At 74.3% G+C, this 21,957-nt stretch carries 22 protein-coding genes; 8 read left to right on the top strand and 14 right to left on the bottom strand.

Annotated elements, in window-relative coordinates; genetic code table 11:
• Window positions 1-15: 15 nt before the first annotated feature.
• Window positions 16-954 carry a 4-hydroxy-tetrahydrodipicolinate synthase gene (dapA, locus tag ACH01S_RS01315; RefSeq protein ID WP_083980135.1) on the bottom strand — a complete coding sequence of 313 codons (939 nt, stop codon included), beginning with the start codon at window positions 952-954 and terminating at the stop codon, window positions 16-18.
• 240 nt (window positions 955-1,194) lie between these two features.
• Window positions 1,195-2,238: a glycoside hydrolase family 18 protein gene (locus tag ACH01S_RS01310; protein ID WP_246236902.1), complete on the bottom strand. Its 1,044-nt coding sequence runs from the start codon at window positions 2,236-2,238 to the stop codon at window positions 1,195-1,197.
• A 265-nt stretch (window positions 2,239-2,503) separates the two neighbouring features.
• On the opposite strand from ACH01S_RS01310, the gene ACH01S_RS01305 reads away from it, so the two are divergent.
• Window positions 2,504-2,677, top strand: a complete 174-nt coding sequence (locus ACH01S_RS01305) for a hypothetical protein (RefSeq protein WP_157406263.1) — start codon at window positions 2,504-2,506, stop codon at window positions 2,675-2,677.
• Between the two features lie 15 nt (window positions 2,678-2,692).
• Here ACH01S_RS01305 and ACH01S_RS01300 read toward each other — a convergent pair whose 3' ends face one another.
• On the bottom strand, window positions 2,693-3,652 hold the full coding sequence (locus ACH01S_RS01300; protein WP_067884295.1) for a DMT family transporter: 960 nt from the start codon (window positions 3,650-3,652) through the stop codon (window positions 2,693-2,695).
• On the opposite strand from ACH01S_RS01300, the gene ACH01S_RS01295 reads away from it, so the two are divergent.
• The gene (locus ACH01S_RS01295) at window positions 3,651-5,042 is read left to right on the top strand and encodes an aminotransferase-like domain-containing protein (RefSeq protein WP_067884292.1); all 1,392 of its coding nucleotides are present in this window, start codon (window positions 3,651-3,653) and stop codon (window positions 5,040-5,042) included. The genes ACH01S_RS01300 and ACH01S_RS01295 overlap by 2 nt on opposite strands.
• A 10-nt stretch (window positions 5,043-5,052) precedes the next feature.
• On the opposite strand, the gene ACH01S_RS01290 is transcribed toward ACH01S_RS01295, so the two are convergent.
• Complete coding sequence (locus tag ACH01S_RS01290) at window positions 5,053-5,415, bottom strand: VOC family protein (protein WP_067884288.1); 363 nt, start codon at window positions 5,413-5,415, stop codon at window positions 5,053-5,055.
• A gap of 126 nt (window positions 5,416-5,541) precedes the next feature.
• Between ACH01S_RS01290 and ACH01S_RS01285 the strand changes: the two genes are divergently transcribed.
• The 4 genes from ACH01S_RS01285 to ACH01S_RS01270 all read left to right on the top strand — a co-directional run bounded on the left by ACH01S_RS01285 (window position 5,542) and on the right by ACH01S_RS01270 (window position 9,312).
• Window positions 5,542-6,093 carry a CGNR zinc finger domain-containing protein gene (locus ACH01S_RS01285; RefSeq protein WP_067884285.1) on the top strand — a complete coding sequence of 184 codons (552 nt, stop codon included), beginning with the start codon at window positions 5,542-5,544 and terminating at the stop codon, window positions 6,091-6,093.
• Window positions 6,094-6,139: 46 nt separating this feature from the next.
• Complete coding sequence (locus tag ACH01S_RS01280; protein ID WP_067884282.1) at window positions 6,140-6,694, top strand: GNAT family N-acetyltransferase; 555 nt, start codon at window positions 6,140-6,142, stop codon at window positions 6,692-6,694.
• A 61-nt stretch (window positions 6,695-6,755) separates the two neighbouring features.
• Window positions 6,756-8,411 carry an MFS transporter gene (locus tag ACH01S_RS01275; protein WP_246236901.1) on the top strand — a complete coding sequence of 552 codons (1,656 nt, stop codon included), beginning with the start codon at window positions 6,756-6,758 and terminating at the stop codon, window positions 8,409-8,411.
• Between the two features lie 34 nt (window positions 8,412-8,445).
• Window positions 8,446-9,312 carry a 1,4-dihydroxy-2-naphthoate polyprenyltransferase gene (locus tag ACH01S_RS01270; RefSeq protein ID WP_067884279.1) on the top strand — a complete coding sequence of 289 codons (867 nt, stop codon included), beginning with the start codon at window positions 8,446-8,448 and terminating at the stop codon, window positions 9,310-9,312.
• On the opposite strand, the gene ACH01S_RS01265 is transcribed toward ACH01S_RS01270, so the two are convergent.
• The gene (locus ACH01S_RS01265; protein ID WP_148344557.1) at window positions 9,276-10,292 is read right to left on the bottom strand and encodes a hypothetical protein; all 1,017 of its coding nucleotides are present in this window, start codon (window positions 10,290-10,292) and stop codon (window positions 9,276-9,278) included. The genes ACH01S_RS01270 and ACH01S_RS01265 overlap by 37 nt on opposite strands.
• Before the next feature lie 87 nt (window positions 10,293-10,379).
• On the bottom strand, window positions 10,380-11,072 hold the full coding sequence (locus ACH01S_RS01260; protein ID WP_067884274.1) for a uracil-DNA glycosylase: 693 nt from the start codon (window positions 11,070-11,072) through the stop codon (window positions 10,380-10,382).
• A gap of 180 nt (window positions 11,073-11,252) precedes the next feature.
• Here ACH01S_RS01260 and modA point away from each other — a divergent pair, with 180 nt between their 5' ends.
• A complete protein-coding gene (modA, locus tag ACH01S_RS01255) occupies window positions 11,253-12,044 on the top strand; it encodes a molybdate ABC transporter substrate-binding protein (RefSeq protein WP_067884271.1) in 792 nt (263 codons plus the stop codon).
• 68 nt (window positions 12,045-12,112) lie between these two features.
• Window positions 12,113-12,988: a sigma-70 family RNA polymerase sigma factor gene (locus ACH01S_RS01250; RefSeq protein WP_067884267.1), complete on the top strand. Its 876-nt coding sequence runs from the start codon at window positions 12,113-12,115 to the stop codon at window positions 12,986-12,988.
• A 90-nt stretch (window positions 12,989-13,078) separates the two neighbouring features.
• Here the strand turns inward: ACH01S_RS01250 and dapB are convergent, their stop codons facing one another.
• The 8 genes from dapB to truB form a co-directional block, all read right to left on the bottom strand.
• Complete coding sequence (gene dapB, locus ACH01S_RS01245; protein ID WP_067884265.1) at window positions 13,079-13,819, bottom strand: 4-hydroxy-tetrahydrodipicolinate reductase; 741 nt, start codon at window positions 13,817-13,819, stop codon at window positions 13,079-13,081.
• 39 nt (window positions 13,820-13,858) lie between these two features.
• Entirely contained in the window at window positions 13,859-14,482 is a 624-nt protein-coding gene (locus tag ACH01S_RS01240; protein WP_067884261.1) for an FMN-dependent NADH-azoreductase, read from the bottom strand.
• An 87-nt stretch (window positions 14,483-14,569) separates the two neighbouring features.
• Entirely contained in the window at window positions 14,570-15,889 is a 1,320-nt protein-coding gene (locus ACH01S_RS01235; RefSeq protein ID WP_067884258.1) for a M16 family metallopeptidase, read from the bottom strand.
• Window positions 15,890-16,019: 130 nt separating this feature from the next.
• Window positions 16,020-18,347: a polyribonucleotide nucleotidyltransferase gene (locus tag ACH01S_RS01230; protein ID WP_067884509.1), complete on the bottom strand. Its 2,328-nt coding sequence runs from the start codon at window positions 18,345-18,347 to the stop codon at window positions 16,020-16,022.
• Between the two features lie 350 nt (window positions 18,348-18,697).
• Window positions 18,698-18,967: a 30S ribosomal protein S15 gene (rpsO, locus tag ACH01S_RS01225; RefSeq protein WP_067884254.1), complete on the bottom strand. Its 270-nt coding sequence runs from the start codon at window positions 18,965-18,967 to the stop codon at window positions 18,698-18,700.
• Window positions 18,968-19,204: 237 nt separating this feature from the next.
• Window positions 19,205-20,149 (bottom strand): bifunctional riboflavin kinase/FAD synthetase, encoded by a 945-nt coding sequence (locus ACH01S_RS01220; RefSeq protein WP_067884506.1) that lies wholly within the window; start codon window positions 20,147-20,149, stop codon window positions 19,205-19,207.
• Window positions 20,150-20,260: 111 nt separating this feature from the next.
• Window positions 20,261-20,926: a PAQR family membrane homeostasis protein TrhA gene (trhA, locus tag ACH01S_RS01215; protein WP_067884253.1), complete on the bottom strand. Its 666-nt coding sequence runs from the start codon at window positions 20,924-20,926 to the stop codon at window positions 20,261-20,263.
• A gap of 128 nt (window positions 20,927-21,054) precedes the next feature.
• Window positions 21,055-21,924 (bottom strand): tRNA pseudouridine(55) synthase TruB, encoded by an 870-nt coding sequence (truB, locus tag ACH01S_RS01210; protein ID WP_067884251.1) that lies wholly within the window; start codon window positions 21,922-21,924, stop codon window positions 21,055-21,057.
• Window positions 21,925-21,957: the final 33 nt, after the last annotated feature.

Here is a 21,957-nt window from a genome sequence, read left to right as displayed (position 1 = left end):
CTCGCTTCGCGGCGGTCATCGGCTGACCTCCGGGATGACAACCTCCGGCACTTTCACTCCCCCAATCGTCAGGTCTTCACGCAGGCGCGCGGCGAACTCCGGCGGGGCCTCCACGAGCGGCGCGCGGAGCGGGCCGCCGCCGGGCAGGCCGAGCAGGTTCAGCGCTGCCTTGACGGCGATGGCGCCCTGCGTGCGGGTCATGATGGCGGCGACCACGGGCAGCAGCCGCCGGTGGATCTCCAGGGCGCGGGCGTTGTCGCCGGCGCGGTGCGCGTCGATCATCTCATGCAACTCGGCGCCGACGACGTGGCCGATCACGCTGACGAACCCGGCGGCGCCGACCGACAGCCACGGCAGGTTGAGGTTGTCGTCGCCGGAGTACCAGACGAGGTCGGTCTCGGCCATGACGCGGGACGCGCCGAACAGGTCGCCCTTGGCGTCCTTGACGGCGATGATCCGCGGGTGCTCGGCGAGCCTGACCAGCGTCGCGTTCTCGATCGGCACCCCGGCGCGGCCGGGGATGTCGTAGAGCATGGCGGGCAGGCCCGTGGCGTCCGCCACCGCCGTGAAGTGGCGGATCAGCCCCTCCTGCGGGGGCTTGTTGTAATAGGGCGTCACCACGAGCAGGGCGTGCGCGCCGGCGGCCTCGGCCTCCCGCGCGAGTTTCAGCGTGTGCTCCGTGTGGTTGGTCCCGGCACCGGCGACGATCACGGCGCGGTCGCCGACCGCGTCGATCACCGCGCGCAGAAGCTGCTGTTTCTCGTCGTCGCTCGTCGTCGGCGACTCGCCCGTCGTCCCGTTGACGACGAGGCCGTCGTGGCGCCGCTCGTCGACCAGGTAGGTCGCGAGGCGCGCGGCGCCGTCGTAGTCGACGCCGCCGTCCGGCAGGAACGGGGTGACCATCGCGGTCAGCATCCGCCCGAACGGAGCGTCAGGTGTTGTGCTGGGTGCCATGCATCGAACGGTACCGTTCCGGCCGTACCAGGTGGACCCGCAGGTCCAAGCTGACATCGGACGGGTACCGGCGGCGCGCTCCGGCGGGCGAGGGAAGAAGCCGCCGCCACACGCTCGGGGGTACGCGTGGCGACGGCTCCCAGAACACATCGTGGCACGCAAAAGCCGCGTTACGGGGTCAGTCCGGCCACTTCCCGGACTCGATCGCATAACGTGACCCCGCGGTCATCTCGGGTCAAGTCAGCCGCCGGGCGCGGAGGCCGTCGGGGAGGGCCACAGAGCGCGATAACGGGCCCATTCCTCGGGCCGGGTCGTCCAATCCGCGTACACGCCGACGCCGTACGGGCGTTTCGGCGGCCGCCTCAGGTCACCGACGCCGCGCCGGACGCCACGGAGCGCGACGTCCAGGGTCTCCGACCACTCCGCGAGCGGGCGGTAGGTGGGGACGCCCATGAACACCGTCGTACGGTCGCCGATCAGCTCCAGCGTGGTGCGGGTGTGCCGGGCGAAGTGCCAGCCCGCGAGGGCGTCGGTCGGCAGCGACACGTCGTAGGTCATGATCGCGACCTGGTCGGCGCGGTCGGCGACGGCGCGCAGGAAGCCGCGCGTCGGGCGGGGCGGGTAGTGGACGGGCCCGGTGCGCGGGATCAGCGCCTTGTAGACGGGCTGGAGGGCGTCCACGAGCGCGGGCTGCTCCAGCGCGACGGACAGGAGCCGCCCCCGCGGCCGGGTCAGCTCGCGGGTGGCGTCCATCAGCTTGAGGAAGCCGTGGTCGTCGGGGTAGATGGGCTCGAAGTCGTAGTGGATGCCGTCGAAGCCGAGGTCGAGGAAGACCGCGTCGGTCTTGACGACCTGTTGGCGCACCTTGGGGTCGTCCAGGTCGATGACGCCTGAGCCGTCCACCTTCCGGACCTGACCCAGGTACGCCTGGGCGCGGACGCCGGGCGCGTACTTGCGGACGGCGTCGATGAGCTGCCGCGCGTAGCGGTACTTGGCGGCGGGGACGGTCCCGTCCGCCTCGACCGGGCCCGCGTGGAAGTAGACGTCGCTGATGCGGTTCTGCTTGAGCAGCGTCCCGAACGCCCGGTATTCGGCGTCGGTGTGCGCCTCGCCGACCCACTGGTGCCGGGCCCACAGGGCGTTCGTGTCGGTGCCGGGCGCGGACGGGTCCGGCTGCCACCACGTCCACGCGCCCGTGACCGCGAGCGCCGCCAGGCCGAGGACGTACGCCGCCGTCCAGCCGAGCCACCGCCGCCCGCGCCGGGCCCATCCGCGTCGCGCCATCCGGCAATGATCTCCGATGTTCCGGGCGGACCGGACACCGAACTCCGGGTTCCCCCTCGGGCCGTCCAGCATCCGGTCACGCGCCGTCCAAGATCCGGACGGGATCGCGCGCCGCGCGCGGCGGGCCGTTGACAGCGGGTCCACGCTGTGACGAGGCGGCGGCTCGGGTCGGCCCGCTGGGCTCGGCCCGCTGGACTCTCACGGGGAGCCGCCCCGGACCCAACCCGTCCAAGGGGATGGAGGTCGAACCGCCATGCGAACCGACATGCGACGACCGAAGCAGGCCGAGCCGAGACCTCTGATCAGCACGCGCGCCCTCGTGATCGTCCTCGTGGCGGTCGGGGCCGCCGCGCTCACCTTCGCCGCCCCGGGGCTCGCGCTCCCGATCGGGGTCGGCGTCGGCGTCGTCACCCTGCTCGCCCAGATCGTCAAGGACTGAGGACCGTGGAGGAGGTCACCCGGGCGTGACGGTCTCCCGATGGCCGCGCGCGGCCGGCGGGGACCGGCGGACGCGGGCGCGCTGGGTGAGCGCCACGCAGACCAGGACGGCGACGGCGGCGAGCGCCGTGGTCGCGTCGACCCGCTCGGCCAGCAGGACCGCCGACCACGCGAGGGTCAGCACCGGCTGGGCGAGCTGGAGCTGGCTCGCGCGGGCGATCCCCGCCCGCGCGAGGCCCTCGTACCAGGCGAAGAAGCCGAGGTAGGCGGAGAAGGCGGCGACGTAGCCGAAGCCGAGGACGGCGCGTCCCGTCCAGTGCGGGCCGGTCGTCGCGAGCAGCCACCCGGTCACCGGGACCGTGATCGGCGCGGCCAGCACGGTCGCCCAGGAGATCACCCGCCAGCCGGGCATGTCCCGCGACAGCCGCGCGCCCTCGGTGTACCCGGCCGCCGCCGCGAGCAGCGCGCCGAACAGCAGCAGGTCGGCGGCCGTGACCCGGCCCGCGCCGCGGATCAGCGCGAACCCGGTGACGCACGCCGCGCCCGCCGCGCCCGCCAGCCAGAACGCCCGCGACGGCCGCTCCCCCGCGCGCAGCGCGCCGAGCACGGCGGTCGCGGCGGGCAGCAGCCCGACCACGACCGCCGAGTGGGCGGACGACGCGCCGTGGTCGAGCGCGAGCGTGCTGAGCACCGGGAACCCGAAGACCACCCCGCCGACGACGACCGCGAACGCGGCGAGCTGGTCGCGCCGGGGCGGGCGGGCGCGCACCGCGAGCAGCGCCCCGGCGGCGAGCACGGCCGCGGCGGCGGAGCGGCCGACGCCGATGAGGTACGGGTCGAGGTCGGCGAGGACGGCGGCCGTGCTGGGGATGGTGAACGAGTAGATCAGGACGCCGATCGCGGCGAGCCCGAGGCCGAGCCCCGGCCGGTCGTCCGCTATCGGCGCGGGGACAGTAGCGCTATCCTTGGCCTTCATGAAAAAGGATAGCAGTGTGGCGGCGCTGGCCGACGCGCTGCGCGGCGACGTCCGCCGGATGGGGCCGGGCGAGCGCCTCCCGTCGAGCCGGGCGCTGGTCGAGCGGCACCGGGTCAGCCCGGTGACGGTGTCGCGGGCGCTCGGGCAGCTCGCCGCCGAGGGGCTCATCGTGACGCGGCCCGGCAGCGGCGCGTTCGCGGCGGAGCGTCCGGCCGCCGCGCCGGAGCCGGCCGACTTCGGCTGGCAGGCGGTGACCCTCGGCGACCGCGCCGTCGATCCGTCCGGCGTGTCGTGGCTGCTCACCCCGGCCCCGGAGGGCGTCGTCGCGCTCAGCGGCGGCTACCTGCACCCGTCGCTCCAGCCGGCGCGGGCGCTCGCGACGGCGGCGGCGCGGGCCGCCCGGCGGCCGGACGCCTGGGACATGCCCGCGCTCGGCGGCCTGCCCGAGCTGCGCGCCTGGTTCGCCCGGACGGTCGGCGGCGCCGTCTCCCCCGCCGACGTGGTGATCACGAGCGGCGGGCAGCAGTCGCTCACGACCGTGCTGCGGGCGCTGCTCCCGCCGGGCGCGCCGCTGCTGGTCGAGTCGCCGACCTACCTCGGCGCGCTCGCCGTCGCGCGGGCGAGCGGGCTGCACCCGGTGCCCGTCCCGGTGGACGCGGACGGCGTCCGCCCCGACCTGCTCGCCGAGGCGTTCGCGCTGAGCGGGGCCCGCGCCCTCTACACCCAGCCGACCTTCCACAACCCGACGGGAGCGGTGCTGAGCGAGGAGCGCCGCGCCCAGGTGCTGGACGTGGCCCGCGCGGCGGGCGCGTTCGTGATCGAGGACGACTTCGCCCGCCACCTCGGCGTCGCCGCTCCCCCGCCGCCGCTCGTCGCGCGGGACGGCGAGGGCCGCGTCGTGCACATCGCGTCGCTGACCAAGGCGACCGCGCCGAGCCTGCGCGTCGCCGCGGTGATCGCCCGCGGCCCGGCCGCCGCGCGGATCCGCGCGACCCAGCTCGTCGAGGAGTTCTTCCCGGCCAGGCCGCTGCAGGAGACGCTGCTCGAACTCGTCAGCTCGCCCGGCTGGGCGCGGCACCTGCGGGCCGTCCGGGCGGCGCTGCGCGAGCGCCGCGACGCGACCCTCGCCGCGTTCGCCCGCGACCTGCCGGGGCTGCGGGCGAGCCGTCCGGGCGGCGGGCTGCACCTGTGGGTCCGGCTGCCGGACGGGCTCGACGACACCGCCGTCGCCGAGGCTGCGCTGCGCGGCGGCGTCCTCGTCAGCGCGGGACGGCCGTTCTTCCCCGCCGAGGCCCCCGCCCCGCACCTGCGGATCAGCTACGGGACGGCCGCCTCGGCGGCGGAGCTGGCCGAGGGCGTGCGGCGGCTCGCCGCCGTCCTCCCCGATTGAGCGGTCCGCGTCAGCGGGCGGTGCAGAAGCAGAACTCGTTGCCCTCCGGGTCGTGCCAGACCTGGAAGGGCGTGCGCGGGTCGCCCATCGGCTCGCCAGCGGGCGTCGCGCCGAGCCGCCGGGCCCGCGCCCCCGCCGCGTGGATGTCGGGGACGTCCAGGTCGAGGTGGAGCCGGTTCTTGGCCGTCTTGCCCTCCGGGACGCGCTGGAACGCCAGCACCGGGCCGTTGCCCGCAAGGGGTTCCAGGTCGAGCCAGCCCTCTTCGCGCCCGGTCGGCTTCATCCCGAGGAGCCCTCCCCAGAAGGCGGCCATGACGTCGGGGTCGGCGCAGTCGATCACAAGCGTCGTGACCTTGGGGGTGATGTCGGTCATCGCGTCCCTTCCGTGGATTGACACCGGCCAAAGCCTAACGCCGGTGTCGCGCGACGTGCAACCAGTGAAAACGGAAAGACGGTGTCGCCGGTTGGTAGACTCCGCGACGGACAGGCAGGAGGCGCGATGACCGGCGCTCAGGACGACCCCGCGCTGCTGCTGGCGGACTTCGTCAACACGCTCAACGTCGAGGACGGCGACGACCGGCTGGCGACGCCCGCCGACCTCGGCGCGTGGCTCGCCGGACGCGGGCTCGTCCCGGACGGCGCCGCCGCCACGGCGGCCGACCTGCACACGGCGGTCACACTGCGGGAGGGGCTGCGCGAGGCCATGGCCGGGCACCACGGCCCGCGCGAGGCCGACCTCCCCGAGGAGCTGGACGACGCGCTCGCCGCCCTCCCCCTGCGGATCACGCTGGCGGGGGCGCGGCCCGAACTCGTCCCGCTCGACCCGCCCGGGACGGCCGCCGCCGGGCTCGCCCGCCTCGCCGCCGCGATCATGGACGCGGCCGCCGCCGGGACGTGGCCCCGCCTCAAGGTCTGCCAGGAGGACACCTGCCGCTGGGCGTTCCTCGACACGTCCAAGAACCGGTCGCGGTCCTGGTGCTCGATGCGCGTCTGCGGGAACCGCACCAAGACGCGGGCCTACCGGGCGCGCCGCCGGCCCGCCGCTCGCTAGGGTGAGCGCGGAGATCACCGAGAGTCGTCGAGGAGAGGACGGGGCCATGGCCGACGTGGGCGTCCGGCCCGCCCGGCGGGCCGACGCGGCCGCCGTCGCCGGCATCCAGGTGCGGGCGTGGCGGCACGGCTACCGCGACCTGCTGCCCGCGGCCGTCCTCGCCGAGGTGACCGGGCCCGCCGCCGTGGAGGTGTGGCGGGACCGGTGGGCCGAGGCCGCGACCGCGCCGCCGTCGCCGCGGCACCGGCTGCTCGTCGCGGTCGCCTCCGACCTCGTCGTCGGGTTCGCCGCGCACGGGCCCGCCGAGGACGCCGACCTCGACCCCGGCTCCGCCGCCGAGCTGATCACGCTGCTGGTCGACCCGGCGCACACCCGCGCCGGGCACGGCAGCAGGCTGCTCGCCGCGACCGCCGACCTCCTCCGCGAGGACGGCTTCACCGTCCTCACGAGCTGGGTCTTCGAGGCCGACGACGTGACCCGGACGTTCCTCGGCTCGGCCGGATGGGCCCCGGACGGGACGGCCCGCACCCTCGACATGGGCGAGCCGGTCCGGCAGATCCGCCTGCACACGGATATCAGCGCCCACGACGCCGGGGGCTGAGCCGGGGGCTGAGCCGGGGGGCGGTGCCGACCCCTTCGCGACCGGCCATATCTTTGAAGCCGTGCCCGAGTCCACCTCCCTGACCCCACCGCCTCCCGCCGTGGCGGATCCGCCCGCCGGGCGCCGCCGCTGGCTCGCCATGGCGGTGATCAGCCTCGGCGTCTCGCTGATCGTCGTGGACGCGACGATCGTCGGCGTCCTGACCCCGCGGATCGTCGCCGACCTCGGCCTCACGACCACGGACGCGGAATGGGTCACCTCGGTGTACGCGCTGGTCTTCGCCGCGCTGCTGATCCCGTTCGGGCGCGCGGGCGACCTGTTCGGACGGCGCCGGATGTTCGTCCTCGGCGTCGCGGTCTTCGCGGCGGCGAGCGTCGCCGCCGCGCTCGCCGGGAGCGGCGCGGCGCTGGTCGCGGCGCGCGCCGGGCAGGGCGTCGGCGGGGCCATGGTCATGCCCGCCACGCTGTCCACGCTGAACGCCGTGTTCACCGGGCGGGACCGCGCCGTCGCGTTCGGGATCTGGGGTTCGATGATCAGCGGCATGGCCGCGCTCGGGCCGCTCGCGGGCGGCGCGCTCGCCACCGGCGGCGGCTGGCGCTGGGCGTTCGGGGTCAACCTGCCGCTCGGCGCGCTGCTGGTCGCGGGGGCGCTGCGGTTCATGCCGGAGACCCGGCGCGCGCGGGCGGGCGGCCCCGCGCGGCACGAGATCGACTGGACGGGCGGCGCGCTGTCGGCGCTCGGGCTCGGCGCGCTGGTGGCCGGGATCATCGAGGGCCAGACGTACGGCTGGTGGGCGGCGACCCGCCCGTTCTCGGTCGCCGGGTTCGACTGGCCCGCGTCCGGGCTGTCGCCGGTGCCGGTCGTGCTCGCGCTCGGCGCGGTGCTGCTCGCGGCGCTGGTTGTCGTCGAGCGGGCGCGGGCGGCGGCCGGCCGCCCGGTGATGCTCGACCTGGACCTGTGGCGCGTCCCGAACTTCCGGCGCGGCAACCTCGCGGCCGCGCTGATCAACGTCGGCGAGCTGGGGCTGCTGTTCGTCCTGCCGCTGTTCCTGCTCGGCGTCCACGGGACGAACCCGCTGCAGATCAGCCTCGCGATCCTGCCGCTCGCGCTCGGCTCGTTCGTGTCCGGCGGGTACGCGGGACGGCTCGCCAACCGGCGCGGCCCGCACCGGGTCGTGCGGATCGGGATGGCGCTGGAGGTCGCCGCCGTCCTCGGGCTCGCGGCGACCGTGTCGGCCTCCACCGGCGGGCTCGGGCTCGCGCCCTGGATGCTGCTCTACGGGCTCGGCCTCGGGCTGACGTCCGCGCAGCTCACGAACGTGTCGCTGGCGGACGTCCCGGCGGAGCGGGCGGGGCAGGCGGCCGGGACGCAGTCCACCGCCCGCCAGGTCGGCGCCGCGCTCGGCATCGCCGCCATCGGGACGGTCTTCGCCACGAGCCTCGGGCACGCGATGGCCGACCGGCTGTCGGGGTCCGCGCTGCCGCCCGAGCGGCGCGCCGCCGTCGCCCACGAGCTGCGCGAGAGCGCCGGGACCTACGGGCGCGAGCTGCACGCGGCGCCCGCGCGCGCCGCCGAGGCCCGCGCCGCGGACGCGAGCCTCGCCGCCGCGACGAGGAACGCCGCCCTGACCACCGCCGCGATCCTCGCGCTCGGCCTCGCGATGTCGCTGCGGCTGCGTCCGAGCGGTGATCTTCATCCGGAAGAATCGAAGGGATAGTCCCCCTGTCGCCCCACGAGAACGAGCGGTAACTGTGGCCACGCTGTCCCAATGGGTCGCCGGAGCGCGGCCCCGCACCCTGCCCGCGTCCCTCGTCCCCGTCGTCGTCGGAACCGGCGTCGCCGCGGGCGAGGGCGGCGCCGTCTGGTGGCGCGCCCTGCTCGCCGCGGCCGTGGCGCTCGTCCTGCAGATCGGGGTGAACTTCTCCAACGACTACAGCGACGGCGTCCGCGGCACCGACGAGGAGCGCGTCGGCCCGCTGCGGCTCGTCGGGTCGAAGGTCGCGCCGCCGCGCCAGGTGCTCGCCGCCGCGCTCGGCTGCTTCCTCGCCGCCGCCGTCGCCGGACTCGTCCTCGCCGCCGTGACGACCTGGTGGCTGCTGCTCGTCGGCGCCTGCGCGATCCTCGCCGCCTGGTTCTACACGGGCGGGAAGACGCCGTACGGGTACCGGGCGCTCGGCGAGGTGTCGGTGTTCGTGTTCTTCGGCCTCGTCGCCGTCGTCGGGACGGTCTACGTGCAGGTCGAGGGCCTGCCGTGGGAGGCGTGGGCGGCGGCCGTCCCGATCGGGATGCTGGCCTGCGGGCTGCTCGTCGCGAACAACCTGCGCGACATCCCGACCGACCGGGAGGCGGGCAAGCGGACGCTCGCCGTCGTCCTCGGCGACCGCTGGACCCGGATCCTGTACGCGGCGTGCACCGCGCTGCCGTTCATGGTCGTGCTGGTGCTCGCCGCCCCGCACCCGTGGGCGCTGATCGCGCTGCTCTCCGCGCCGCTGTCGCTGCCGCCGACGCAGAAGGTGCTGAACGGCGCGACCGGCCCCGCCCTGATCCCCGTGCTGGGCGAGACCGGCCGGCTCCAGATCGCCTACGGCGTACTGCTCGCCGTCGGGCTGGCGATCTGAGCGTCCCGCTCGGCGAGTTCGGCGAGCAGGACGGCCCCCGTCACCCCCATCAGCAGCCCGGCCAGGACGCCGCACAGCAGCGTCAGGTTGACCGCCGCCGTCGAGTGCGCGCCGAGGTGGCCCGGCTGGGCGACCGTCACGATCAGCAGGTAGAGCGACCAGGAGAACGTGGCGGCCGCCCCGACCCACGCCCCCGCCAGCGGGACGGCGAACCTTCGCGCGCGTCCGACGAGCGCCAGCAGCGCGGCGGCGCCGACCAGCGCCAGCAGGCCCATCACGCCGTCGACGGTCTGCCTGGCCGGGCCCCGGCTCAGGTGCTCCTCCGCGATGAGGCCGGCCGTCCCGCCGAACGCCCAGAACAGGTGGACGGCCGCGAACAGCGCGGCGAACACGGCCGCCGTCCGGGCCAGCAGGACCTGGAGCCGGTGCGTCGCGCCCCTGGGGACGTCCTCGGCGCGGACGGCGAACACGAACGCCCACCGGTCGCGGGCGTACAGGACGAACGCCGTGACCAGCCCGGCCCCCTGCAGGGTGAAGCCGGTGTACACGACGCCGTACACCCACCCCTGGAGCGCGCCGCCGGGCTCGACCAGCGGCTGCGAGGAGAACAGCACCTGCAGCACGGACCCGAGCGGCACGGCCAGCGCGATCGGCGCGAGCAGCCCGGCGGCGACCCACATCGGGACGAGCACCAGCCACGCCGGGACGCGCCGTCCCCACGGGAACGTGAACGCGAGCGCGACCAGCACGGCCGTCGCGTCCATGGCCAGGCTGATCGCGTTGCCCACGTAGAGGGCCGACTCCCGGGCGGCGTCCGCGTCGTTCCACCCGACCGTGCTGCCGGACAGCCACGCGGCCTTGATGGACAGGTACGGGACGCACGCCGCGACGGTCGCCGCGCACACGGCCAGCCGGAGGCGTCCGGGCGAGCCGGGCGCGGCGGACACCCGCCGGACGGGCGGCAGAGCTGAAACGGTCATGCCCCGACGATGGCGGAGACCCGGCGGGCGGCTCTTCCCGCCGCGGGGGGAATCCGGCGCGGCCCCTCCCCCGCGCGGGCTACGCGGTCAGTCGGCCCGCGCCGCCGCGCCCCAGTCGATCTCCGGGAGCCCGGCGTCGACGAGGGCCTTGTTGACGGCGCTGAACGGGCGCGTCCCGAAGAACTTCTTGGCGCTGAGCGGGCTCGGATGCGCCGACTCGATCACGGTGTGCTGCGGGCCCGTGATCAGCCGGGCCTTCTTGCGGGCGTAGGCGCCCCACAGCACGAACACCACCCGCTCGGTCTTGTCGTTCAGCGCGCGGATCGCGGCGTCGGTGAAGTCCTCCCAGCCCTTGCCCGCGTGCGAGCCGGCGTCGCCCGCGCGGACGGTCAGCACCGCGTTCAGCAGCAGCACCCCCTGGTCGGCCCAGCGGGTGAGGTCGCCGGACGTCGCGACCGGGACCTCCAGGTCGGTCGCGAGCTCCTTGTAGATGTTGCGCAGCGACGGCGGCAGCCGCACGCCGTCGCGGACGCTGAAGCTGAGCCCGTGCGCCTGCCCGGGCCCGTGGTAGGGGTCCTGCCCGAGGATCAGGACGCGGGCCCGGTCGTACGGGCAGTGCCGGAACGCGCTGAACAGGTCGTCCCGCGGCGGGTAGACGGTCTGCTCCGCGTACTCCCCTTCGACGAACGCGGCCAGCGCGGCGGTGCCGAGCGGGTCGAGCAGGGGGTCGAGCCGCTCCCGCCAGTCGGCGGGCAGCAGTTCCATCAGGTCGAGCGACATTCTCGGGCCTCCGGGACGGGATCTCCACTTGCCGGAAACCCTAGCCGCGCCCACCGACGCTTTTCCGGCGTCCCGCGGACCCGGCCGGAACGGCCGTGGCGCGAGGGCCGAGGACCGGCCGGCTGACACGCTGGCCGCAATCCCGGGAGCGCGCCTGACCCGACCCTAGGATGACGTCATATGCTCGACTCCCCCCGACGGCGGCGGCTCCGCGCCCGCGTGCCGCTCGCCGTGCTGGCGGCCGTGCCGCTGCTCGGCGCGGGCTGCGGCGGGACGTCCGGGCCCGTGACGCTGACCGTCCTCGCGAACACGTCGCTGACCGAGGTGTTCGGCGAGATCGGGACGGCCTACGCGCAGGAGCGCCCCGGCGTCCGGCTGCGCCTGGAGTTCGGCGCGGCGCCCGAGCTCGCGAACCGGCTGACCCGCCACGAGCCCGGCGACGTCCTCGTGACGACGGACCTCGCGAGCCTGGACGAGGAGAGCCGCTACCTCGGCCCGCAGCGCAGAGTCGTCGCGCTCACCTCGATGACCATCGCCGTCGCGCCCGGCGACCCGCGCGGCATCCGCGACCTGCGCGACCTCACGCGGCCCGGCCTGCGGGTGGCGGTCGGCGCGGAGTCGGTCCCGGTGGGCCGCTACACGCGGCAGGTGCTCGCGAAGGCGGGCGTGGCCGTCCGGTGGAGCTCGCAGGAGATCAGCGCGCGGGCCGTCCTGGACCGGGTGCGCTCCGGCGAGGCGGACGCGGGCCTCGTCTACGTCACCGACCTCGCCTCGGCGGGCGTGGCGGCGAGCAGCGTCCCGATCCCGGCGCGGCTGAACGTCACCGCCGCCTTCCCCGCCACGTCGATCAAGGACGGCGGCCACCCGGCGGAGACGGACGAGTTCCTCTCCTGGCTGGTCTCCCCGGACGCCCGCGAGCTGTTCAACAAGTACGGGTTCGCCACCCCGGCCGCCCGGCCGGCGGGCGGCTGACCGGCGGATGTCACATCGGCCCCGGCCGCTCCGTCAAGGCTGGTGACGGAGCCGACGAGGGGGACCCGATGGACGAGCGCGACTACCTGGCCGACCGGTTCGAGCGGCACCGCGGCCACCTGCGGGCCGTGGCGTACCGGATGCTCGGCTCGCTCGCCGAGGCCGACGACGCCGTCCAGGAGGCGTGGCTGCGGCTCGCCAAGTCCGACCCGTCCGGCATCGACAACCTCGGCGGCTGGCTGACCACCGTCGTCGGGCGCGTCTGCCTGGACATGCTGCGCTCGCGCACGTCCCGCCGCGAGGACCCCCTGGACGAGCCGCTGCCGGACCCGATCCTCGACCCCGTGTCCGGCGTCGACCCCGAGCACGAGGCGCTCATGGCCGACTCGGTCGGGCTCGCGCTGCAGGTGGTGCTCCAGTCGCTCAGCCCGGCCGAGCGGCTCGCGTTCGTCCTGCACGACACGTTCGCCGTCCCGTTCGACGACATCGCCGCGATCATCGGGCGCTCCCCCGCCGCCGCCCGGCAGCTCGCCAGCCGGGCCCGCCGCCGGGTGCGCGGCGCGGCGCCCGTCCCGGAGCCGGACCCCGTGCGCCAGCGCGAGGTCGTGGACGCCTTCCTCGCCGCGGCCCGGGGCGGCGACTTCGACGCGCTCGTCGCCGTCCTCGCCCCGGACGTGGTGCTCCGCGCCGACGCCGGCCCCGCCGTCGGACGGACCGAGCTCCGCGGCGCGCGGGCCGTCGCCGGGCAGGCCCTCCTCTTCCGCAGCGCGGGCGGCGACGCGCGCCCGGCCCTCGTCAACGGCGCGGCCGGCGTGGTCGGCATCGTGAACGGCCGCGCCCGGTCGGTGCTGTCCTTCACGGTGGTGGACGGCCGCGTCGCCGCCATCGACATCCTCGCCGACCCCGACCGCCTCGCCGCCCTCGACCTGACCGTCCTCGACTGACGGCGCTCATCGGCGGCGGCCAGAGCGAAGAACGCCTCGTAGAGGCGGCGGCCGAGGCCCGCCCCGCGAAAGGCCGGGTTCACGCCTCCGTCACAGGCCGAGGAGGGACTCGATGCCGATCGTCAGGCGGTCGAGCTCGGGGATCCGGCGGACGGCGAGGAGGACGCCCGGCATGAAGGACGAGCGGTCCATCGAGTCGTGCCGGACGGTGAGCAGCTCGCCGTGCCCGCCGAGGACGACCTCCTGGTGCGCGACGGCGCCGGACATGCGGACGGCGTGCACGTGGACGCCGTCCACGTCCGCGCCGCGGGCGCCGTCGAGTCCGGACGTCGTGGCGTCCGGGGACGGCGCGCGGCCCGCCTCGGCGCGGGCCGCGGCCACCAGCTCGGCGGTGCGGCGGGCGGTGCCGGACGGGGCGTCGGCCTTCCTCGGGTGGTGCGTCTCGACGATCTCGACGGAGTCGAAGAACGGCGCGGCCTTCTGCGCGAAGTGCATCATGAGCACCGCGCCGATGCCGAAGTTCGGCGCGATGACCACGTTGCCGGACGCGCCGTCCGCCGCCAGCCAGGACCGTACGGTGTCGAGGCGGGGCGCGTCGAACCCGGTGGTGCCGACGACGGCGTGCAGGCCGCGCGCGACGCACCATTCGAGGTTGCCCATGACGGCGTCGGGGTGGGTGAAGTCGACGACGACCTCGGCCCCGGCGAGGGGGGCGCGGGCGTCGTCCTGGTCGACGGCGGCGACCAGTTCCATGTCGTCCGCGTCCCGCACGGCACGGCAGACCTCGGCGCCCATCCGGCCCCGCGCGCCCAGCACCCCGACCTTGATCACGTGTTCCTCCCCTACGGCGTTCCGCCGCAGAGCCTATCGTCAGAAGCGCTTGCCGAGCTCCCGCGCCTCGGCGTGCGCGGCGCGGCGGCCCGACTCGGCGTCGGCGGTGGCGAGGTCCGGGCGGAACTCGACCACCTCGATGTCGGCGATCCCCGTCCAGCGCAGCCAGCCTTCGAGGAAGGGCCGCTGGTTGTCGGTCCCGAACGCGGGCGGACGCCCCTCGCCGTACACGGCGCTGGTGTAGACGACGGCGGCCTTCTTGCCGCGCAGCAGGCCGGTGTAGCCCTCCTCCGGGTCGAAGGAGAACACCCAGCCGGGCTGCGACACGACGTCGACGAACTGCTTCAGGATGTAGGGGACGCTGGAGTTCCACATCGGGACGCTGAACAGGTACCGGTCGTAGGAGTCGTAGCGCTCGAACACCTCGCGGGCGGCCGTCCACGCGGCGGCCTGGTCCCCGGCCGGCGTCTCGCCCGCGAACACGGCCATCTTGGCGGCGGCCGCGGCGGGGCCGAACTCGGGGAGCGTGCCGTCCCACAGGTCGTGGTGGTCGACCACGTCGCCGTGGGTCTCCCGGTAGGCGCCGAGGAAGGTCTCGGCGATCGCCAGCGACTCGGACGCGGCGCCCCGGGGCGAGGCGGAGATGTGCAGCAGACGGGACATGAGGAAGTCCTCCAAAAGACATGCGGACCAGGGTCCGGTTACTCCTCGAGAGAGTAACGGACCCTGGTCCGCTTATCAAGTCCGCCGCTAGGCCGCGAAGTCGCGGTCCCCCACCGGGCCGATCACGGTCAGCGCCTGCGGCGCGGTCAGCACCTCGCGGGCGATCGCGCGGACGTCGTCGAGCGTGACGGCCTCGATGCGGGCGAGCACCTCGTCCACCGGCAGCAGCGACTCGTACACCAGTTCGCTCTTGCCGATGCGGCTCATCCGGGACCCGGTGTCCTCGAGGCCGAGGACCATGGCGCCGCGGAGCTGCCCCTTCCCGCGCTCCAGCTCCTCGTCGGTGAGGCTCTCGGCGGCGGCCCTGCCGAGCTCGTCCCGGCAGATCGACAGCACCTCCTCCGCCTTGGCGGGCTGGCAGCCCGCGTAGACGCCGAAGACGCCGGAGTCGGCGTACTGCGCGGTGTAGCTGTACACCGAGTACGCGAGGCCCCGCTTCTCCCGGATCTCCTGGAACAGGCGGGACGACATCCCGCCGCCCAGCGCCGCGTTCAGCACGCCGAGCGCGAACCGCCGGTCGTCGGTGCGCGACACCCCCGCGCCGCCGAGGATGATGTGCGCCTGCTCGGTGTCCTTGTCGATCACCACGCTGCGCGGGTCGACCGGCGCGGGCGCGCCGTCCAACCGGGGCGGGGCGGGCTCGGCGTCGCCGGTCAGGTACCCGGCGAACGCGCCGGACACGAGCCGCACGACCTCGTCGTGGTCGATGTTGCCCGCCACCGACACCACCAGGTTGGACGGGACGTAGTGCTCCCGGTAGTACCCGTGGATGCGGTCCCGCGACAGCGCGTTGATCGACTCCTCGGTGCCGAGGATCGGACGGCCGAGCGGGGTGTCGCCGTACAGCGCGGTCGCGAACTCGTCGTGGATCAGGTCGCCGGGGTCGTCGTCGCGCATGTGGATCTCTTCGAGGATCACGCCGCGCTCGGCCTCGACGTCCTCCGGCCGGTTCACCGACCCGGCGACCATGTCGGACACCACGTCCACCGCGAGCGGCAGGTCGGAGTCGAGCACCCGCGCGTAGTAGCAGGTGTACTCCTTCGCGGTGAACGCGTTGAGGTCGCCGCCGACCGCGTCGACCGCCGCGGAGATCTCCAGCGCCGTCCGCCGGGCGGTGCCCTTGAACAGCACGTGCTCCAGGTAGTGGCTGGCGCCCGCGTCGGCGGGCGCCTCGTCGCGGGAGCCGACCGCCGACCAGATGCCGAACGCGGCGGAGCGCACCGTCGGCATCGTCTCGGTGATGATCCGCAGCCCGCCGGGCAGGACGGTGCGCCGCACCGCGCCGGCGCCCTCGGTGTGGATCGTGGTGGTGGTGCCGGGCTCCTGCGCCCTCGCCGGCAGGGTCACGTGTCGCTCACATTCCGTTGTTGGAAAGCGCCGACCGGCCGTCCCGCAGCCCCCGCCCAACCGCCCCGTCGAGGGACGAGCTGAGCTTGGCTGTCATGGGTGGGACGGCCGGCCGGTCATCGCCGAGGGGTCAGGAGTTGCGGGACTCGTCGTCCCCGCCGCGCCGGGTGCGGCGGCGGCGCGGCCGCCGCTCGCCGTCGTCGCGGCCCTCCCGGCGCTCGCCGGACTCGCCGTCGCCGGACGCGCCGCCCGCCGGGGCCCCGCCGTCGCCCGCGTCGCCCGCGGACTCGCGCTCGATCACCTCGACCGGGACCAGCGACAGCTTGCCGCGCTGGTCGATCTCGGTGACCTCGACCTGGATCTTCTCGCCGACGCTCATCACGTCCTCGACGTTCTCGATCCGGGCGCCGCCGTGCAGCTTGCGGATCTGCGAGACGTGCAGCAGGCCGTCCTTGCCGGGCAGCAGCGACACGAACGCGCCGAACGTCGTCGTCTTCACGACGGTGCCGAGGTAGCGCTCGCCGATCTCCGGCATGTGCGGGTTCGCGATCGAGTTGATCGCCTGCCGCGCGGCCTCCGCGGACGGCCCGTCGGTGGCGCCGACGTAGATGGTGCCGTCGTCCTCGATCGTGATGTCGGCGCCGGTGTCGTCCTGGATCGAGTTGATCATCTTGCCCTTGGGGCCGATGACCTCGCCGATCTTGTCGACCGGGACCTTGATCGTGATGATCCGCGGCGCGTTCGGGCTCATCTCGGCCGGGGCCTCGATCGCCTCCTGCATCACGTCGAGGATCGCGAGGCGGGCGCCCTTGGCCTGGCGCAGCGCGGCGGCCAGCACCGACGCGGGGATGCCGTCGAGCTTGGTGTCGAGCTGGAGCGCGGTGATGACGTCGCGGGTGCCGGCGACCTTGAAGTCCATGTCGCCGAAGGCGTCCTCGGCGCCGAGGATGTCGGTCAGCGTGACGTACTCGTCGCCCTCGTTGATCAGGCCCATCGCGATGCCCGCCACCATCTGCTTGAGCGGGACGCCCGCGTCCAGCAGCGACATGGTGGACGCGCACACCGAGCCCATCGAGGTGGACCCGTTCGACCCGAGCGCCTCCGACACCTGCCGGATCGCGTACGGGAACTCCTCGCGGCTCGGCAGCACCGGGATCAGCGCCCGCTCGGCGAGCGCGCCGTGCCCGATCTCGCGGCGCTTCGGCGAACCGACCCGGCCCGTCTCACCGGTGGAGTACGGCGGGAAGTTGTAGTTGTGCATGTAGCGCTTGGTGCGCTCGGGGTTCAGCGTGTCGATCATCTGCTCCATGCGGAGCATGTTCAGCGTCGTCACGCCGAGGATCTGCGTCTCGCCGCGCTCGAACAGCGCCGACCCGTGCACCCGCGGGATGACGTGCGCCTCCGCGGTGAGCTGGCGGATGTCCTTCGGGCCGCGGCCGTCGATGCGCACCCCGTCGCGGATGATCCGCTCCCGGACGAGCTTCTTGGTCACGGCGCGGTAGGCGGCGGAGATCTCCTTCTCGCGCCCCTCGAACTGCTCGGCGAGCTTCTCGGCGACGCCGGCCTTCAGCTCGTCCAGCCGGGACTCGCGCTCCTGCTTGCCGACGATCGTGAGGGCCTGCGCGAGGTCCTCGCTGACCGACTCGGTGACGGCGGCGAGCACGTCGTCCTGGTAGTCGAGGAAGATCGGGTACTCGGCGGTCTCCTTCGCGGCGACGGCCGCGAGGTCGCTCTGCGCCTTGCACAGCACCTTGATGAACGGCTTGGCCGCCTCCAGGCCCTGGGCGACGGTCTCCTCGGTCGGGGCGGTCGCGCCGTCGCCGACGAGCTTCAGGGTGTCGCGGGTGGACTCCGCCTCGACCATCATGATCGCGACGTCGCCGTCCTCCAGGACGCGCCCGGCGACCACCATGTCGAAGGTGGCGTTCTCCAGCTCGGGATGGGTCGGGAAGCCGACCCACTGGCCCTCGATCAGCGCGACGCGGACGCCGCCGATCGGGCCGGAGAACGGCAGGCCCGCGAGCTGCGTGGACATCGACGCCGCGTTGATCGCGACGACGTCGTACAGGTGGTCGGGGTGCAGCGCCATGATCGTCTCGACGACCTGGATCTCGTTGCGCAGCCCCTTGGTGAACGACGGGCGCAGCGGCCGGTCGATCAGGCGGCAGGTGAGGATCGCGTCCTCGGACGGGCGGCCCTCGCGCCGGAAGAACGAGCCGGGGATGCGCCCGGCCGCGTACATGCGCTCCTCGACGTCGACGGTCAGCGGGAAGAAGTCGAGGTTGTCCTTCGGCTTCTTGGACGCGGTCGTCGCCGAGAGCACCATCGTGTCGTCGTCGAGGTAGGCGACGGCCGAGCCGGCCGCCTGCCGGGCCAGCCGGCCCGTCTCGAACCGGATGGTGCGGGTGCCGAACGTGCCGTTGTCGATCACGGCCTCGGTGCTGTGCGCGCCGTCGATGCGAACGGCTTCTGTCACGGGAAACCTCCTCAGGGTTCCATGTCGGTCCTCGCGGCCGTTTCCCGTGGTTTGTCACGCTGCCGGTCTTCGATCGAAGCGCCCGGATCGCTTCGCGATCCGGAGGCCACTACCGAGGACCGGCCCGCACCAGCGGTGTCCGCGAGGCTTGTCTCCAGTTTTACTGGCCGGCCCGCGCCCCTCGCACGGGGGCCCGGGCGGCCGGGCGCGCCGGAAGGCCGAACCGTGTCGGCCGGGCCTCCGGCGCGCCGGTCGGGGCGCGCCGTGCTCCGGCGCCTCCCCGTCCGGCCAAAAAGGAAGGGAGTGGCCCCGGGGGCCACTCCCGCACCCTGCTAGCGGCGCAGTCCGAGTCGCTCGATGAGCTGCCGGTAGCGGTTGATGTCCTTGTTGGACAGGTACTTAAGGAGCCGGCGACGACGGCCGACCAGCAGCAGCAGGCCGCGGCGGCTGTGGTGGTCGTGCTTGTGCTCCTTGAGGTGCTCGGTCAGATCGTTGATCCGACGCGTGAGCAGCGCGACCTGGACCTCCGGGGAACCGGTGTCACCCTCAGTGGTCGCGTACTCGGAGATGATCTTGTTTTTCGTGGCGGTGTCGAGCGACACGTGGCTCCTTCGATGGATCGACACCCGCAGATCCGGGCCCGGTGGGCGCGCGGGTCCGCATGGTGCGTGTTAAGAGAGTGGCGGGCCGCATGAGGGTGCAGCCAGCCGCGCCGGGGCCCTTCCCGGCGACTATTCACCGTACCATGCCGGAAAGCCCCCCGGTCACGTTGCGGAAAGCGGCGTTGTCGCAGGGTATGCGCCGCTCGCGGAGGCAGCCGCCGCGGCGCCGCGCCCGGCTCAGCCGGAGGTGATCTCCCGGGCGCGGTCGACGTCCCGGTGCATCTCCTCGATCAGCGCCTCGACCGACTCGAACTTGAGCGTGTCGCGGATGCGGGCGACGAAGTCGACGGCCATGTGCTCGCCGTAGAGGTCGAGGTCGTCGCGGTCCAGCGCGTACGCCTCGACGGTCCGCTCCCCGGCGCCCTCGAACGTCGGGTTCGTGCCGATGGAGATCGCGGCGGGCCAGCGGAAGCCGGGGTAGCGGTCGGAGTCGCAGACGAGCCAGCCCGCGTACACGCCGTCCGCCGGGATCGCGGTGTGCGGCTGCGTCTCCAGGTTCGCCGTGGGGAAGCCGAGCGCGCGGCCCCGCTGGTGCCCGCGCACGACGACGCCCTCGACCCGGTGCGGGCGGCCGAGCGCCCGCGCCGCCTCCTCCACCGCGCCCGCGTCGAGCCGCCCGCGGATGTAGGTGGAGGTGATCGTGTCGCCGTTCGCCACGAGCGGCATCCCCTCGGCGGTGAAGTCGTACTTGTCGCCGAGGTCGCGCAGCAGCGCCACGTCGCCCTTGGCCTTGTGCCCGAACCGGAAGTCCTCGCCGACGATCACGTGCGCCGCGTGCAGCCGGTCGGCCAGCACCGACTGGACGAACTCGTCCGGCGCCATCTTCGACAGCTCCAGCGTGAACGGCACGACCACGACGGCGTCGGTGCCGAGCCCTTCGAGCAGCTCGACGCGGCGCCGGGTGCTCGCGAGCAGCGGCGGGTGGGTGCCCGGCCGGACGACCTCGTCCGGGTGCGGGTCGAAGGTGATCACGACGGACCGCAGCCCGCGGCGGCGCGCCTCGTCCGCGGCGGCGCCGACGATCCGCTGATGGCCGCGGTGAACGCCGTCGAACACCCCGATGGTGACCACCGAGCGGCCCCAGTCAGCGGGGACCTCGCCGAGGCCATTCCAGCGCCGCACCATTCTCTCCCTGCGTAGGACGTGCCTGCCCGGACTTTCCTGCCGTCCCTAAGAGTGCCATGCGCGGGCGGACGGGGTGGCACCCGGGTTCAGGCGGAACGGCCGCCGGGTTCAGGCGGACCGGTAGACGACCAGCGAGACGGCGATGTACTGCAGGACGTACGCGGCGAGCGTGCAGGCGTGGAAGACCTCGTGGAACCCGAACCAGCGCGGCGACGGGTTCGGGCGGCGCAGCCCGTACACCACTCCCCCGACGCTGTAGCAGACGCCGCCGAGCGCGACCATGAGGCAGGCCAGGAGGCCCGCTCCGGACACGAACTGCGGCAGGAAGAACACCGCCACCCAGCCGAGGACGATGTAGAGGGTGACGTAGAGAGCGCGCGGGGCGCCGATCCACGTCGTCCGGAAGACGACGCCCGCCACGGCGCCCGTCCAGACGATGGCGAGGACGGCGACGCGGACGCCGCCGTCCAGCGCGAGGACGGCGAACGGCGTGTACGTCCCGGCGATGATCAGGTAGATGTTGGCGTGGTCGAACCGGCGCAGCGCCTCCAGGAGCCGGACCGAGGTCTGCCGGTGGTAGGTCCCCGAGATCCCGAACAGCATCGCCGACGTCGCCACGTACAGCGCGGACGCGAGCCGCGCCTGCGTCGACGGGCCGAGCGCGACCAGCACGAGCCCGGCCACCAGCACCGCGGGGAACGCCCCGACGTGCAGCCAGCCGCGCAGCATCGGGCGGGTCGGGGACGCCGCCTGGGTCTCCTCCACCGAGATCATGGGCCACCTCCTCGGGCAACTAACCTACGGAAACGTAGGTTACGCGAGCGTAGGTTGAGTGCGCACCGGTTTCCCCGGTGATGATCGCCACGTGACAGGCGTCCCGTCCAGCCCCTTCTTCCCCCGAGTCAGGGGACGAAGACCGCCAGGGGCTTCGCGACCTCGCCCTGCTCCTCGACGAGCGCGAGCAGCGAGCCGTCCGGCGCGAAGACCCCGACGGGGCCGGGGCCGAGTCCGGCCGCCGGGAGCCGCCCGCCGTGCGCGACCTTGCGGGCGTCGTCGTCGGACACGTCCCGGCGCGGGAACACGGCGGCCACCGCGTCCTCCATCGGGATGATCTCCAGATGCTCGGCGAGCTGGTCGAGCGTCCGCGCCATGGACAGGTCGTACGGGCCGACGCGGGTGCGGCGCAGCGCGGTGAGGTGCCCGCCGCAGCCGAGCGCCGCGCCGAGGTCGCGGGCCAGCGCGCGGATGTAGGTGCCGGACGAGCAGACGACGGTCGCGTCCACGTCGATCAGCTCGCCCCGCCGCCTGACCTCGGTCACCGTGAAGCCGTGCACGGTGACCGGACGGGCGGCGAGATCGACCTCCTCGCCCTTGCGCGCCATCTTGTAGGCCCGCTCCCCGTTCACCTTGATCGCGCTGACCTGCGGCGGCACCTGCCGGATCGGCCCGGTGAGCGCGGCGACCCCGGCGCGCAGCTCCGCGTCGGTGACGGAGTCGGCGGGCGACGTCGCCGTGACCTCGCCCTCGGCGTCGTCGGTGTTGGTCGACTCGCCCAGCCGGATCGTGCCGTCGTACGCCTTCTCGGTCAGCGCCAGGTGCCCGAGGAGGCGGGTGGCCTTCCCGACGCCGATGACGAGGACGCCCGTCGCCATCGGGTCCAGGGTGCCCGCGTGCCCGACCCGCCGGGTCTTCGCGAGCCGCCGCATCCGGCCGACGACGTCGTGGGACGTCCAGCCCGCCGGCTTGTCCACGATGACGAGCCCCGATTCCATGGCTCTGGCTTCACCTCGACCTCGGCGGACAAC

It is taken from the genome of Actinomadura chibensis NBRC 106107 (genome assembly GCF_001552135.1).
GTDB lineage: Bacteria > Actinomycetota > Actinomycetes > Streptosporangiales > Streptosporangiaceae > Spirillospora > Spirillospora chibensis.
Note: the sequence above shows the minus strand (reverse complement) of the source record. Positions and strands in the feature narration are given on the sequence as shown.